The following is a 14,541-nucleotide window of genomic DNA, read 5'->3' on the forward strand; positions in this document are numbered from 1 at the left end:
GGGAGAGCGAGATACCGACAGTCATTGTTCGCGAGGGTGAACCGTGGCCCATGAAACCGGGCTACGTCGCAGCGAGGGACACAGAGTTCTATCACGAAGGAATGCCGGTCGGTCATGTGATGAATGTTCAGCTGGCCGAGTCGAAACGACTCATGGATTCGATCACTGTTCCACGGGGCGAAGGATGGGCAGATGCCGCCGACAAGCTATTCGACCCCTCGAAGCCGACAGACGGACGACCACCGATGACTGCCGAACAGCACGCCGAAATGCGCGAGGCACACGCGAGGCTGACGGCATTGATGAAACGCTAAGTAGTCCTGACGGTGGTCAACCACTCCTCACCGTGCGGAACACTTACAGACGACAGGAACCGCTCACCGGTACGGACACCGAGGGGCGGCTCTTTCGTGCGTCTCATTTGAGACAGTAGAAGTCCTACACGTACTCGGGAGCGCGGCCCATACCGAATTCGGCTGAGTACCTGTCTGATTCCCGTTTGCGGACCTGGCGCGACGGTTCCTTCGAGCGCTCTAGCATCAGCTCTAGCGCATGATCCCGGCAGAAGCTGCCCATCTCCCAGTCGAGCGCGAACGGACCAGATCTGGTGCACCGCAATCCCTCTATCGACTGGTACGAACATTTTGCGCCCCCGTACGCCTGATCTTTTTTCGGAGCGAGACGGCCACTTTTCGGATGCCCCTTAGGCATAAGCAATTCCTCTCGTGAAATAGAGAAAGCCACCGCAACAGATCAGGAGCGCGCCATGCCGAGCGCGTATTCGCCTGTTGCGGTGGCTTTTTCGTTGTCGACGGCCACGACGACATCTCTAATACTAGCTGGTCGGAGGGGGACACGTCTGCTCCTCCGCAGTGGGGGGACACCGTGGTTACAGTGAGCATTAGCAAAGCACACAACCACATGAAAGGTATTGCCGTGAAGGGAATTCCAAAGATCGAACAACCCATCGACCCGAGGCTAATGACCCTGACCGAAGCGGGCCACCTACTCGGACTCAGTTCGGTAGCTGTGAAAGCCCGCGTCGAAAGGGGCATCCTCACCATTTACAAGATCGGACCGAAGTGCCACATGGTCGATCGGCTCGAAATCGAAGCTGTCAAAGCCGAATTGAAGAAGTGAAGGACGCGCCACGATGACATGGACACGGATACCCGACGACTGGGCAGACCGCGTAGACAACCTCGAACTATCTCCTGACGCTGAACGATTCCACGTGCGCGCTCTTGTGGTGTGCAACAAAGCTGGAAGCAACGGACACCTGAGCAAGCGCTCACTTGCAAAGCTGGCGGCTGTATTCGAGAACGTGCCCGATCTCTTGGAGGAGCTGGTCGAAAAATTCGACTGGACAGCCAACGAAGATGGTACATACGAAGTCCCCTGGGATGATCAGGAACTCGCCGAAACGGTGTCACAGCGCAAGCTGAATGCTGCCGAAAGACAGCGACGATACCGCGCGAATCTGGTTGCTAAACAGACAGATCGGTTAAAGACCGACAGTGACGCGTCACATAACACCGTCAACACCGATGACCAGCACCTCAATACCAGTGACGCGTCACGTGATTCGTCAGCTGACCAGTCAGGTGACGCTACCCCTTCCCTTCCCGTCCCGTCCCTTCCCAAAAGGGACAAGGGTAAGGGAAAGAGAGAGGTCGCTCCGCTCGGAACAGCGCCGGGGGGCGCTGCCTCGCCCGCTCCCGAGGAGAACAGCGCACCGAAGAAGACTAAGCCGAAACGGGATTGGGAAGAGGAGTTCTGATGTGGCCCAACCTCGAAGCCGCGCTCAAGTTCAAAGCCGAGCAACCGTTCGAAGAGCCGATCTTCGATGACCACACAAACGACGAAGACGATCTCGTGGTGTACCTACGCCTGACAACGGATCTGCCGTTCGACGCGTTCGGCGCGCAGAAGACCACCGATCACAATTCGATCTTCTGGATTCTGATGGGAGTTGCGAAGGACATTGCCGAGCGCATCGAAGGAGCGGCCCACATCGGGCACTGCCTCCAAAGACCAGCCCCCGGCAATCCTGATGGCATCGAAAACTACGACGAAATCTATGTCCGGTTAACCGTTCCGTGGGAGTGGGACAACGAAACCGAAAGCTTCGTCCCAAATGCCGAGTTCATGGCCGAGGTCAGGCAAATTGCTGTCGAGGAGCGCAGGAGTACATCGCTGTTGCTCGATTCCGTGCCCCTGATTCGCACGCTGCAAGCCGAACACCGTCGCGGTGTCACTCAGTAGCAGGGCACGACCTAGCGGCCCGGAGAATTGATCTCAGAGCCGCTAGGTCGTCAAGCGTCTAGAACTCGAAAAGTGTTCGGCAGGGCCGACCTTCGATGATCGAAACCTCGTCTGAGTCGTCGTGCCACACGACCGAATCACCGAGGGTTGTCCTGACGGCAGACCAGTCGACCGAGTTACGAACCAATACAGGAGCGCTCATAGCAATCCTCCAATAGCAGAGCGGGGTAACAACTCTCGCCAGACTACACCCAGAACTCAGGACAAGGCATGATGACAGATCACGAACTCGCGCAGATCCGAACCACTCTCGACGCGCTCCGAGAACACGGGCCGATGACGGCCGAACAGATCCACCAGCGCACTGGAAAACCACCCGACACGATCGAGTCCCATCTCGGAATCCTGTTGCGGTGTCGACTCGTAGGGCGGTCGGGCGCTGTCTACACGCCGCGATGATCGAGCACCCGCGCCTACAGGAGACCATCCTGAGGATCATCAACCAGGGTGAAATCGACCTGACCGACCTGCTATTCGAGATTCGGCGCGAACACCCCGAGATGCCGACCACCAATGTCGTCAGGGCGCTAGCCGCGCTCATAGCCGATCTGGCGCTCATACCAACGCACGTCGTTCACGTCAAAGTCATTAGGCCACAACAGGAGACACCATGAAAGCTTTTCTCATCGCTAGTTCGATACTTGTCGGATTGTTGATCTTCACGGCGTGCGCACTTTCGATGGTGGGCAACAGTTTCGCGCCAACTCGCAACGTGAATGGAACGCCCTACCTGCCACCACCGACGACTACGACAGCGACAACGACACCCCTACCGACGACTAGGACGACCGAGATGCCGCTACCACCAACCGAATCGGAGCCGTTCCCCGATGTAGTTCCGAACATCGACACGAAGGATCACATTTCCTGCCGTGGGTTCAAGTGTGGGTTCAATTGGTGAGTGAAAGCCGTAAACAGCGCAGGGACCGCAAGATTCACGAAGCACAGGAGAAGCACGTGGACATTCTGACGATCAAACTAGGCCAAGTTCTAGCCGACGCATACGACCGACTGGACCCGACGATTCAGGCTCGGTTCGCGGCGAATCCTGGTGTGTCCGTGCGCCGTGAGGGCCGCTACGTCATCGCAAGTTGCAACGGCGAGGATTTCGCGTGGATCGAACACGCATGGTTAGTCGATGACACTCAAACCGAGGTCGACGCAATGACTTTCGACACGACAATGCCGGAAACGGTGCCAGAGGAGTGGCAGTGACGCGAGAATGCACTGACTGCGGAGAGCCGCTAGGCCCGAGAGGCGCGAGAGGACTGTGTCAACGTCACTACGGGATTCGCAAAAGAGCGGGAGCGTTACCTCCACGCGTAGTCGGACGTAGGTACGCCGAAAAGCGTTGTGAAGCCTGCGGTCTCTTGTTCACCCCAAACGGTTCGACTAAGAAATTCTGCGAGTCTTGCGACGTGTGCTCGCATGATGGTTGCGAAAGGCCGTATTCATGTGGCGGTTACTGTGAGTTCCACTATGCCCGTGCAAAAAAGGGTAAGCCGCTCGATGATCCGTATGTCGAACACGATTCGTCGCGGAGTTGTTCATATCAAGACTGCGACGAGCCCTACAGTGCGATGGGTTTGTGCCTCTTCCATTACACGCGCTCCCGTATAGGAAAGCCACTGAATGATCCGAGGCAGATTAGAGACCCAGATCGCGGTTGCGCCGAGACAGGTTGTACTAGGCCGCATTACTGCAAAGGTTGGTGCGGGGTGCACTACAACCGACATGCGAACGGCTGGAACATGAGCGTGCCGATCAGAACGTACGATCCCGAACGTGTTTGCGTTACAGACGGATGCAGCGGCGTTCACTACGCGCACGGCCTGTGCCTAGCTTGTCAGAATCGGAATTACAAGCAGGCCAACCCGGATCGAGGAAAAGCTCATGCCGCGTTACGTCGCGAGAGACTAGGCAGGAGAAGGACGCGTTTCGATACGACTTTGTCAACGTGGGCTCGGATCGACATGAAAGGCGAAAGTTGCTGGTATTGCGGCAAGCTCGAGCCCGTTATGCACGTCGATCACGCAATCCCGCTGGCGCGCGGTGGAACCGACGACTGGACGAATCTTGTCAACGCGTGCCCCACCTGTAATTTGCGAAAGCACGCCAAGACCGAACAGGAGTTTTTCGCGCTGATCGAATCCGAACGTGATGACTTCGACCCAGCGCTGACCGCATGAGTTGCGCTACACTTCTGAGTTACGCACAGCCGCAACATGTTCTAGGCACGACCACAACCGGTGGGGTTCATGGTCACGACGCCCGAATGTAACGCCAGCACATGCGTTCTCAGAGTGTAGACACACCTCTATCCAAAACCGAAGGCAGACAATGCACAAACGTATGATTGTGCGCTCCGCCGACTTCGAGCAACGCGAATCCGAATCGACTGGTACAGGTTTCGACCTGAGCGGCTACATGGCCGTCTTCGATCAAGATACGGAGATCAATTCCAACTTCGAGGGGAAGTTTCTCGAAAGGATTTCACGCGGAGCATTCACGAAGACGTTGCGCACCAAAAAGCCTGTCGTTCAATATGATCACGGTCGGGACTCGCGAGTCGGGTCGATTCCGATTGCCGAGATCATCGAGCTACGAGAAGATGCAAAGGGCCTATGGCTCGAAGCGCGTATGTTCGACAATCCGGTAGTCGATCCGATCAGGCAAGCTATTGCGGCACAGGCTATTCACGGCGCAAGCTTCAAGTTTCGCGTCACCCGTGATGAATGGCGAGATGCAAAAGGCAAGCGCGTCCGACCTGATGAACTCGAACAACTTCTGTTCGGCGGTAACGACTCTCGTGGTCCCCTGAAGCGGAATATCAAGGAAGTCGATCTAGCCGAACTCGGTCCTGTCGTCTTCCCGGCTTACGCCGGTACTTCGGTAGGCGTCCGATCCGGCAAAACAAACAACCCACCTGAGTTGCTGAAAATGCGGCTCGTACTTATGAATTGGAACTGAAATGGCATATCCACGAAAGAAGAAGGCAGCTCCGAAGTCTCGCGACTCGTTCGTAGACACGTCGGCTCTCGATGATCTTCGGGCCGAAGCCGCAGAGATTCTGGAACGGTCGCAAGAAGCCGGTTCGGTCGCAGACGACGACCAGGAGCGCTTTGACGAAATCGAAGCCGAGGTCGAACGGATCAACGCGGCCCTCGATTCGCAGGAGCGTCTACGGGCGCTTGTCGAAGCCGGTGCTGTCGAGCACACGTCCCCCGTTCGTAAGACCGGTGGTGCTCAGACTCGTGAGCGCGCAGAGAACCCTCTCAAGGGTGCCCAGGTGCTCCGTAGCGGCGACAGCCTCGAACAGTGGGCAGTAGACAACGGCCGGATGGAAAAGCGCGAGGAAAAGGCCGATCTCGACCGATACCTCCGTGGTGTGCTCGGTGGCGGTTGGGCCGGTGCTGAGTACGAGAGAAGCCTCGCAGAGAACACGTCTACCGCTGGCGGCGTGATGGTCCCCGTGCAGATTGCGGCCGGTGTCCTCGATATGGCGCGCTCGAAGTCGCAGCTCTTGAACGCGGGCGTGTCCGTGGTCCCGATGCTGTCGAACAAATTGACGGTGCCGAAGATCGTGACTAACCCGGCACCCGCCGCTCGAAACGAGAACGCCGCCATCGTGCAGAACGACATCACGTTTACCGGCGTGGAATTGGTCGCGCGGTCTGTCGCTCGCATCGTGAGGGTGTCCAGAGAACTGGTTATGGACAATCCGAACACGACCGGCGTTGTCGCAAAGGCACTTTCGGACTCGTTCGCTGACGAAATCGACCGGATCGGGCTTTTCGGATCGGGTGTCGCACCGGAACCACGAGGGTTGCTGAACTACGGTGCAATCCCGGTCACGAGTCACGGTGCCAACGGCGGCGCTTTGACTTATGACTATCTCCTCGCAGCGGCCGGTGCCGTTCGGGCAGCGAATCACGAGCCGACAGCTCACCTGTTGAGTTCTCGCGGACTGACCGCGCTCGGTATGACGAAGGACTCGACCGGTGCGTATCTCGCTGCACCGCAGGGACTTCTGCCGATCCTGCCGACCAACCGCATTCCGAACAACGTCACCGTGGGTACCTCGAACGACACGAGCTACGTCTTCACCGGCGACTTCCCGAACGGCCTTGTGATGGGTGTCCGTGAATCGCTCGAATTGACGTGGCTCACAGAACGATTCGCAGATACGGGTGAGTTGGCACTGGTCGGGCACGCTCGATTGGACTTCGCATTGCTCGATGAGACGGCGTTCGTGATCGACAAGGGCGTCCGGTAATGCCCGGTGGTGGTTTCGAGTTCCTGGCTCGGATCTGGAATAAGAACGCGGTCAGTGCTGAGAGCGAGTTCTGGTCCAAGTTCGACCGGAGCAAGCGCGAAGGAATCGACCTCGAACTGTGGCGGGCAATTGGCAAGACTGATAGCTCGGAACAGTAACCACCGCATAGTCATTCGATGAACCCGCGCGTCGTCTGAAAATGCAGTACAGTTCAAAGCGTCTGGATTCGTAACCCAGACAACCGATCTCGGATGTTCGGAGCGTAGCCGCTCACACTATCGACGCCGAGTTCGTCCGGTCGAACTAGCTACTCGATCACAGATGCCCGACCATCACGGTTTACAGGTGATTCGCCTCGCCTCTTCGCCCGTGATGGTCGGGCATTTTCTGTATGTACCCCTAAACACGCTCTCATTGCCACGCTGAGACACGACTGCACCCCTGCCTAGCCCAACCGTGCCAGACGACAGACCGAGTCCGTGAGAAGCGCAGTGAGACAACAGTAATGCGAATATCCAACTACACGCAAAAGGAATAATCGACATGACGCTACGACCTGGACGCGATACCGCTGCCTACCGACGCAACCGCAAGAAGCTACTCGCCTCGACAGACCACCATGTCTGCCACATATGCCAACTGCCAATCGACCTGTCACTGAAGTATCCACACAAGTACTCGTTCAGTTGTGATCACATCATTCCTATCCAACAACGTCCTGATCTAGCCGATGAATACACCAACCTTGCTAGTGCACATCTCCACTGCAATGCGTCTCGATCGAGTTCGATGCCTAACCACATCTCGAAACCGAATTCACCACATACTCATTCATCGAAATCACCTAAAGCAATTCCTGTTGCAGTGACTAAGCCTGTTGGTGACCCTAAGCCGTTATTGGTCAGTCGAGACTGGAATTGCGGTCACGTCACTGCACCGTGCGCGCATTGCACCGAATATCATCGTGAACGACGCGACGAATACAACGCATGGAAAGCGCGCCATCCAGAAATGGAATTCATTTAGCAATTCCTGTCGTCCGCATTCTTTTGAATTAATTGCAAGGTCCGAATGCGTTTATGGTGTGCACGCTGCCCGAAAGGGACCGGGGGGGCATAAACCCGTTATTAACGAGGGCAGCGTGACCCCGGAGTGATCGTGCGTTTTTCCCTCTAAGTATCCAGAATTCCGGCATCGCGAATCACAAAACGCCTGGTCAGAGGCTTATGAGTGACGCCCAAACCCCTACCTCGAACGACCCGCCATCAGACGGGACGAAAGAATGCACTCGGTAAACAATTCGGTGCACGTCGATAAACTTTCTCGGTGCGATTAATAAACTCCAAGAAATCATTTCCCTGAGTAATTAATTCTCAGCTGCTGCTGTACCGATGGCTCGACACGCCCGAGATGACGACAGGAAAGCCTCGAATTTTCGAGAGCCCATTTGAGCCTTATCTATTGCGTCCCAACAGTTTTGAGTGAAAGGTGGGTTATGAATCTCAGCTTCTGCGGACATACCCGCGCCGGTCAGTACGGTGATCCGCGATGCTCCTCGCGCGGAGTCCACCACGGGCTTCGGAACGGTTACGGGCGACTGGTTCTCGGAAGTGCTCACCCGGTTATTGTGCCGAGCGGTGTGCCACGTCGCGCTACCGTGGTCGCATGAGCATCGACACCACCGCGCGCACTCGACGACGCCGGCCTCTGTGGTTGGCCGCCTGCGCCGCCGTCGTCGTGATGGTGGCTGTCGGGGTTCTGTGGCTGGCACCGAGCCGGTACCTCCCGTGGGACACCGAAGCGTTCCCCGAGGTGAGCATCGGCGAGCTGGCCGCCGATCAGGCTCGGGTGGTCGAACTCCTGCGCACCGAGCACGAACTGCAGCGTCCGGGAACGTTCTACGCCGAGGGCGTCGAGGAAGCGTGGTGCGCCGATTTCGTCAGCTGGATCATGAAGGAGGCCGGCCTGCCGCTGTCGAATCCCCATTCGGGTTCGTGGCGCATTCCCGGCGTCTACACCCTGCAGGAGTACTACCAGGAGCAGGGACGATTCGAGGCCGTCGGCGACTACACGCCATCGGTGGGCGACGTGGTGCTCTACGACAACACGAGCTTCAGCGGCCAACACACCAACGTGATCGTCGCAGTCGACGGCGACGAGGCCGTCACCGTCGGCGGCAACGAAGCCGGCAAGATCAGAGTGCACACGCTGCACTACGGATCCGATTCCGGAATAGTCGGATTCGGTCGACTCCAGAGCTGACGGTCACTCCGGCGGGATCGCGTCTGCGTCACCGTACGAACGAGCGCCGCCGTCTCGTTTGGCTCGATAGAGCAACATGTCCGCGCGGTCGAAGCAGTCGTCGACGGACTCCCCGGCACGCAGTGTCGTGTAGCCGGCAGAGAAGTTCTGTCCGTCGGGCACGACCGCCGACAACTCGGCCAGCACGGCCGACATGGTCGTCGCACCCGCGCCGGGCATCACCAGAGCGAACTCCTCGCCGCCCCACCTGGCGAGGGACGCGCGGCCACCGAGCAGGTCCTCGGCAGCAGCAGAGAACTGAATCAACAGCCGATCTCCGCGTCCGTGCCCGTTCTTGTCGTTGTACGACTTGAACCGGTCGAAATCGAGCATCGCCAGAGCCAATACGACATCGGCACCTCGCGGTGTCGTCAACTGATGCAGCCGATCTCGCCATCCACGCCGGTTGAGCAATCCGGTGAGGGCATCGGTCTGCGCGGCCTGACGGAGGTCGTCCTCGACGCGCCGACGGTCGGTGGTGTCGTGCACGACGGCCATCGTCCACCGAATGCCCGCGGGGCCAGGAACCTCACTGGCCGAGACCCATCCCCACCGGATAGCGCCGTCCGCATGCAGGTAGCGCTTCTCGACGTGCACCGATTCCCCACGCGCCTTGGCGTCGGCCATGATCTGTTCCATGGCGGCATGCTGGGCCAGATCGTCGGGATGGGTGAACTCGCGAGAAGACCGGCCGGCCAACAGGTGACGGGGACAACCGACGATGGCCGCGTACGCCTCGTTCGCGAGAACCAACAATCCGTTCTCGTCGGCCAGGGCCAATCCGACCGTGCTGGCCTCGAACATCTCCCGATACCAACGTTCGGTGTCGACCATCTTCAGCCGGTCTCTTCCTCGAACAGTGCAAGCCACGTCGAATCGCACGGACCACCGAGAATACTCGGTGCGTCGCACACGGGCGGCACGTGAGCAGCGCTCTGCCGATCTTGACCTTGACGTAGCGTCACGGTGCACTCTGAACACATGAGAATCGGATCCCTGGCCGACGCCGCCGGAACGACACCTCGAACAGTGCGGCACTATCACCGTCTCGGCCTGCTCGGTGAGCCACGCCGTCTGTCCAACGGCTACCGCGAGTACACGATCGACGACGTGGTTCGACTGATGAGAATCCGCTGGCTCGCCGATGCCGGAATGCCCCTCGGCGCGATCGCGGCAGCGCTGGACCAGCGGGCAACGGACGAGAGCGACGTGGTCGCCGATCTACGCGCTCTGCTGGCCGGTATCGAAACGGAGCGGAAATCATTGGCGCACAAGCACACTCGATTGTCGGCCCTGCTCGACGACGCAGTCGAGCATCGTCCACTGACCGCTCTGCCGCGCGATGCGGCGGACACACTTGCCGCATTGATCGATGCCGCTGCGGAGACCGAGCGAGAAGCGCTACTCCGTGAGCGTGACCTGCTCGAGGTGATGGCGATCGCGGGCACCGTCCCCGCATCGTTCTTCGACACGACGACAGCGGCGCTGGCCGATCCCGACACCCGGGTGAAGTACCTGGCGCTCCTGCGCAGATTCAGCGCGCTCGAAGGCCGAGACGTCGACGATGCCGCAGACGACATCGATTCGCTCGCAGCAGAATTGGCCTCGATGCTCGATATCGGCGCTCCTCTCTCGGCTGCGCCCGACGACACTGCCGACCAGACCGGCCCGCTGAGTATCGACGACATCGTGCCCGATCCCGCCCAGCGCGCAGTGATCATCGAAGCCACCACACGTCTGCAGACCACCGAACCGAGCCGACCGGGTGATAGTCGATGACGGTCGTCGCGACGGTGGACCGAGCGAGCATCGTCTCCGCCCGAATTCACCACCGCTTCGGCGTCGTGTCGCCGACGCTCGACGGCGGCCGACTCGTCCTACCGAATCAGGACGGCACCACCGTCGACATCGATTTGTCCTGCGCAACAGTGGTGTCCGTGCCCGCACCCCTGCAGCGATGGAGGCTCGAGGGTAGTGCCCACTCCTTCGGCCTTCACGTGGACGATCCAGCGGCACTGGTCGCAGCGCTCGGTCGGTCCGCCCCCTCGATCGGATCCCCGTCGGCGCGTCGGAGCAGTCCGGTTGCGAACAACAGCACCATCAAGGCCGCCGCGGTGATACCGGATCCGGCCCAGATGGGCGAGGTGTAGCCGAGACCGGCCGAGATCGTCACACCACCGAGCCACGCGCCCAACGCATTTCCCAGATTGAACGCGGCGATGTTCGCGCCGGACGCCATCGTCGGAGCGTCGGATGCGAACGACATCACCCGCATCTGCAGCCCCGGGACCGTCGCGAAGCCGAACGCACCCATCAGCACGAGGGATGCGATCGTCGCCGGGCGACTCTCCGCGGTGAGCGCGAAGCACACGAGTACGACGGTCAGTGCACCCAGCAAAATTGTCAGCGTTCCGGTGAGGTTGCGGTCTGCTGCCTTGCCGCCGAGGTAGTTGCCGACGAACAATCCACCGCCGAACAGCACGAGCAGCCACGGCACCGAACTCGACGCGAAGCCACTGACGTCGGTGAGCGTGAACGCGATGTAGGTGAACGCACCGAACATGCCGCCGTACCCGAGCACCGTGACCGCGATGGACAGCCACACCTGCACCGACCGGAACGCGCGCAGCTCTCGACGCAGATTGCTCACCTCACCGCTCCCGGTGTCACGAGGAACGAGGGCGGCGATACCGATCAGCGCGACGACGCCGATCACCGTGATCGCCCAGAACGTCGAGCGCCAACCGTGGTTCTGACCCAGAAACGTCCCGAACGGAACTCCGAGGACGTTGGCGGCGGTAAGACCGGCGAACATCATGGCGATGGCTCCCGCCTTCTTCGCAGGCTCGACGAGGCTGGCCGCGACGACGGCACCGATACCGAAGAACGCTCCGTGACACAGCGCAGCGACGACGCGGCCGAGCAGCATCATCTCGTAACTGCTCGACAGTGCGGAAACGAGATTGCCGACGATGAACAGGCACATCAGTGCGAGCAGGACACTCTTGCGAGGAAACCGTGTCACGGCGGCGGTGACGAGCAGGGCCCCGACGACGACGGACAGCGCGTAGCCCGTGATGAGCCATCCGGCCGTGGCCTCGCTGACCGCGAAATCGGCCGCGACTTCGGGCAGTAGCCCCATGATGACGAATTCGGTCAAACCGATCCCGAATCCCCCGATGGCGAGGGCGAGCAGGCCGAGTGGCATGTCTGAACTCCTGATTGGAAGATGCGTACGCAATTATCGAGCTACCGCGTGTAGTTGCACGCGCTTGATAAATGCTTGCATGCGCGTCATATATGCGCAAGCCGGACACTGTTCGATCGGACCGAAACCGTCCCCGAACTGGGCATATCGCGGCAAAGCAGACTCCGAGGGTTACTTCACCTCACGTACACGTATTGTTTGCCCCAGAATCCCGATCTCATCAGGATCGGATACCACCGTCCGCGACCCCCGACCGAGTGGTCGATACACAGCCGGGAAGTCACTTCTCCTCCATGCACGTACCCCACAGCAGCTCCGATACGTCGGCTCCGGTTGTTCCGGCTCAGGGGGACACAGCTCCGCCGCCCAGCGGACCGCGTCGGCCACCGCAACGCCGAGATCTCAACGGCCTTCGCGGTGTCGCGATCGCACTCGTCGTCGTGTTCCACATCTGGATGGGTCGGGTGTCGGGAGGCGTCGATGTATTTCTCACCCTGTCCGGCTTCTTCTTCACCGCATCTCTGCTGAGATCGGCCGAGGCCGGGGCGAGCCTGAATCCGTTCACCCGCATCACTCGGGTGCTGCGCAGGCTCGGGCCTCCCCTGCTGATCACGCTGCTCGCGGTTGCCGTCGCATCGGTATTCCTGCTGCCGCGCACGCGCTGGGCCGACCTGGGCGATCAACTCGTATCCGGCGTCTTCTACTACGTGAACTGGCAGCTGGCGACGACGGCGAACGACTACCTTGCGGCCGACCCCTCGGTGAGCCCACTTCAGCACCTGTGGTCGGTGGCCGTCCAGTTCCAGTTCTATCTGCTGGCCATTGCCGTCGTGTTCGGTCTCGCATGGGTCCGACGCATCGCGCGACCCGAGGGACCTCGAAGTGTCGACCCACGCACCTTCGCCGTCATCTTCTCGCTCATCGCCGTGCTGTCCTTCGCCTACGCGGCGGACGGTGTGCAACGCCACCAGGCGTGGAACTACTACGACACCGGTGCCCGGCTGTGGGAAATCATGCTCGGAGCCGCAGTCGCCGCCGTGTTCGCCGCACGCAACGGCGAGCCGTCGTCCGAGCCGTCCTCCGATGAGACCCGAACGCGGTCGCAGCTACGCGCGGCCCTTGCCGGTATCGGGATAGCGGTCATCGTCGCGTGCGGCTTTCTCGTGGACGGTGTAGCTGCATTTCCCGGTCCGCTGGCCCTGATTCCGGTGCTGGCCACCCTCGCGTTGATCGTCGCGGGCTCGGAGACCGCAGTGGCGGCCACGCTCTCCAATCGGTTCTTCGCCTGGCTCGGATCCATTGCGTTCCCGCTGTACCTGTGGCACTGGCCGCTGCTGATCTTCTACCTGTCGGCGACCGGCCGAGCCCACGCCGACATTCTCGGCGGTCTCGGCATCGTCGGAGCCTCGGTTGCACTGGCATGGCTCACCGTCCGCCTCGTCGAGCGACCCACGCAGTCGCCGACGTTCACGCCGGCACGCATCGCGGTGACTGCGACTGCGGCGATCGCTGCCGTCACGGTGACGGCAGGTTCGATCGGATGGAACTTCCACATCGATCGGTCGATCAACGCGGTGCAAGCCGACGGATCGGTCGACGAGCAGACTCACCCGGGAGCGCTCGAACTGACCGACGGTATTCGCGTGGAGCCGGCCGACGTCAGTCCCCCGCTGTACTCCGCCCCCGAGGATCTGCCGGCCACCACCCTCGAGGGCTGCATCGCGGACTTCGAGACGCGCGACGCGGTCTCGTGCACCTACGGCGACGTCGACTCGGACCGGACGATCGTGCTTGCAGGCAGCTCGCACGCCGAACACTGGGTGACCGCCCTCGACACGCTCGGTCTTCGGCACGGCTTCGCGGTCGTCACATTCTTGAAGATGGGCTGCCCGCTGAGCACGGACACGATGCCGATGCTCGGTCCCAACGAATACCCCGACTGCCTGGACTGGACACAGACCGTGCTGGCCGAGGTGGCCGAGATGCAACCCGACTACGTGTTCACCACCGCCACCCGGCCCAGGGAGGACGCGCCCGGCGACTTCACACCGCCCTGGTACGCCTCGGTGTGGCAGCAACTGACCGCGAACGGCGTCGGAATTCTGGGCATCCGAGACACCCCGTGGCTCGCGTATCGGGCCATCGACTGCCTCGCGGACGGCGGCACGGCCGCCTCCTGCGGTATCCCGAGGGACGAGGCGCTGGACCCCGTCAACCCGGCCCTTGCCTCCTCGTTCCAGCTGCCCGGATTCTCTGCTCTCGACCTGTCCGATGCGGTGTGCGACGACACCATGTGCCGCGCCGAGCAGGGAAACGTTCTTATCTACCGTGACGAACACCATCTCACCGCCACCTACGTGCGAACGCTCACCACCGAGTTGGGCCGACAGATCGGATCGGCGACCGGCTGGTGGGCCGGACCGTGAGCGGA

At 60.5% G+C, this 14,541-nt stretch carries 16 protein-coding genes; 13 read left to right on the plus strand and 3 right to left on the minus strand.

The annotated features are described in order from the left end of the window. Positions 1-894 precede the first annotated feature (894 nt). Genes R4P47_RS06895 through R4P47_RS06905 form a run of 3 tightly spaced genes read left to right on the plus strand, consistent with a single transcriptional unit; the run spans position 895 to position 2,265 of the window. The gene (locus R4P47_RS06895; protein ID WP_219519430.1) at positions 895-1,140 is read left to right on the plus strand and encodes a hypothetical protein; all 246 of its coding nucleotides are present in this window, start codon (positions 895-897) and stop codon (positions 1,138-1,140) included. A 13-nt stretch (positions 1,141-1,153) separates the two neighbouring features. Continuing rightward, positions 1,154-1,780 carry a hypothetical protein gene (locus R4P47_RS06900; RefSeq protein ID WP_317784348.1) on the plus strand — a complete coding sequence of 209 codons (627 nt, stop codon included), beginning with the start codon at positions 1,154-1,156 and terminating at the stop codon, positions 1,778-1,780. Then, entirely contained in the window at positions 1,780-2,265 is a 486-nt protein-coding gene (locus tag R4P47_RS06905) for a hypothetical protein (RefSeq protein WP_317784349.1), read from the plus strand. The genes R4P47_RS06900 and R4P47_RS06905 overlap by 1 nt, the downstream gene beginning before the upstream one ends. Before the next feature lie 258 nt (positions 2,266-2,523). On the opposite strand, the gene R4P47_RS06910 is transcribed toward R4P47_RS06905, so the two are convergent. After that, positions 2,524-2,661, minus strand: a complete 138-nt coding sequence (locus R4P47_RS06910) for a hypothetical protein (RefSeq protein ID WP_317784350.1) — start codon at positions 2,659-2,661, stop codon at positions 2,524-2,526. Between R4P47_RS06910 and R4P47_RS25090 the strand changes: the two genes are divergently transcribed. From R4P47_RS25090 to R4P47_RS06940, 8 genes are all read left to right on the plus strand, one after another. Then, positions 2,617-2,724, plus strand: coding sequence for a hypothetical protein (locus R4P47_RS25090; RefSeq protein WP_411567312.1), 108 nt, complete (start codon positions 2,617-2,619; stop codon positions 2,722-2,724). The two genes, R4P47_RS06910 and R4P47_RS25090, sit on opposite strands and share 45 nt — an antisense overlap. After that, positions 2,721-2,939 carry a hypothetical protein gene (locus R4P47_RS06915; RefSeq protein ID WP_317784351.1) on the plus strand — a complete coding sequence of 73 codons (219 nt, stop codon included), beginning with the start codon at positions 2,721-2,723 and terminating at the stop codon, positions 2,937-2,939. The genes R4P47_RS25090 and R4P47_RS06915 overlap by 4 nt, the downstream gene beginning before the upstream one ends. 343 nt (positions 2,940-3,282) lie before the next feature. After that, on the plus strand, positions 3,283-3,540 hold the full coding sequence (locus R4P47_RS06920; protein ID WP_317784352.1) for a hypothetical protein: 258 nt from the start codon (positions 3,283-3,285) through the stop codon (positions 3,538-3,540). A gap of 758 nt (positions 3,541-4,298) precedes the next feature. Further along, positions 4,299-4,514, plus strand: coding sequence for an HNH endonuclease signature motif containing protein (locus R4P47_RS06925; protein WP_317784353.1), 216 nt, complete (start codon positions 4,299-4,301; stop codon positions 4,512-4,514). A gap of 169 nt (positions 4,515-4,683) precedes the next feature. Beyond that, positions 4,684-5,295, plus strand: a complete 612-nt coding sequence (locus tag R4P47_RS06930; RefSeq protein WP_317784354.1) for an HK97 family phage prohead protease — start codon at positions 4,684-4,686, stop codon at positions 5,293-5,295. Between the two features lies 1 nt (position 5,296). Continuing rightward, positions 5,297-6,601: a phage major capsid protein gene (locus tag R4P47_RS06935; RefSeq protein ID WP_317784355.1), complete on the plus strand. Its 1,305-nt coding sequence runs from the start codon at positions 5,297-5,299 to the stop codon at positions 6,599-6,601. Positions 6,602-7,144: 543 nt separating this feature from the next. Further along, on the plus strand, positions 7,145-7,627 hold the full coding sequence (locus R4P47_RS25095; RefSeq protein WP_411567308.1) for an HNH endonuclease: 483 nt from the start codon (positions 7,145-7,147) through the stop codon (positions 7,625-7,627). Between the two features lie 639 nt (positions 7,628-8,266). Further along, entirely contained in the window at positions 8,267-8,863 is a 597-nt protein-coding gene (locus R4P47_RS06940) for a CHAP domain-containing protein (RefSeq protein ID WP_317784356.1), read from the plus strand. A 3-nt stretch (positions 8,864-8,866) separates the two neighbouring features. Here the strand turns inward: R4P47_RS06940 and R4P47_RS06945 are convergent, their stop codons facing one another. Then, positions 8,867-9,736, minus strand: coding sequence for a sensor domain-containing diguanylate cyclase (locus tag R4P47_RS06945; protein WP_317784357.1), 870 nt, complete (start codon positions 9,734-9,736; stop codon positions 8,867-8,869). Between the two features lie 147 nt (positions 9,737-9,883). Between R4P47_RS06945 and R4P47_RS06950 the strand changes: the two genes are divergently transcribed. Further along, the gene (locus R4P47_RS06950; protein WP_317784358.1) at positions 9,884-10,681 is read left to right on the plus strand and encodes a MerR family transcriptional regulator; all 798 of its coding nucleotides are present in this window, start codon (positions 9,884-9,886) and stop codon (positions 10,679-10,681) included. 214 nt (positions 10,682-10,895) lie between these two features. Here R4P47_RS06950 and R4P47_RS06955 read toward each other — a convergent pair whose 3' ends face one another. Further along, the gene (locus R4P47_RS06955) at positions 10,896-12,110 is read right to left on the minus strand and encodes an MFS transporter (protein ID WP_317784359.1); all 1,215 of its coding nucleotides are present in this window, start codon (positions 12,108-12,110) and stop codon (positions 10,896-10,898) included. 293 nt (positions 12,111-12,403) lie between these two features. Here R4P47_RS06955 and R4P47_RS06960 point away from each other — a divergent pair, with 293 nt between their 5' ends. After that, positions 12,404-14,536: an acyltransferase family protein gene (locus R4P47_RS06960; protein ID WP_317784360.1), complete on the plus strand. Its 2,133-nt coding sequence runs from the start codon at positions 12,404-12,406 to the stop codon at positions 14,534-14,536. The last annotated feature ends 5 nt before the right edge of the window (positions 14,537-14,541 follow it).

It is taken from the genome of Rhodococcus sp. IEGM 1370 (assembly GCF_033142325.1).
Classification (GTDB): domain Bacteria; phylum Actinomycetota; class Actinomycetes; order Mycobacteriales; family Mycobacteriaceae; genus Rhodococcoides.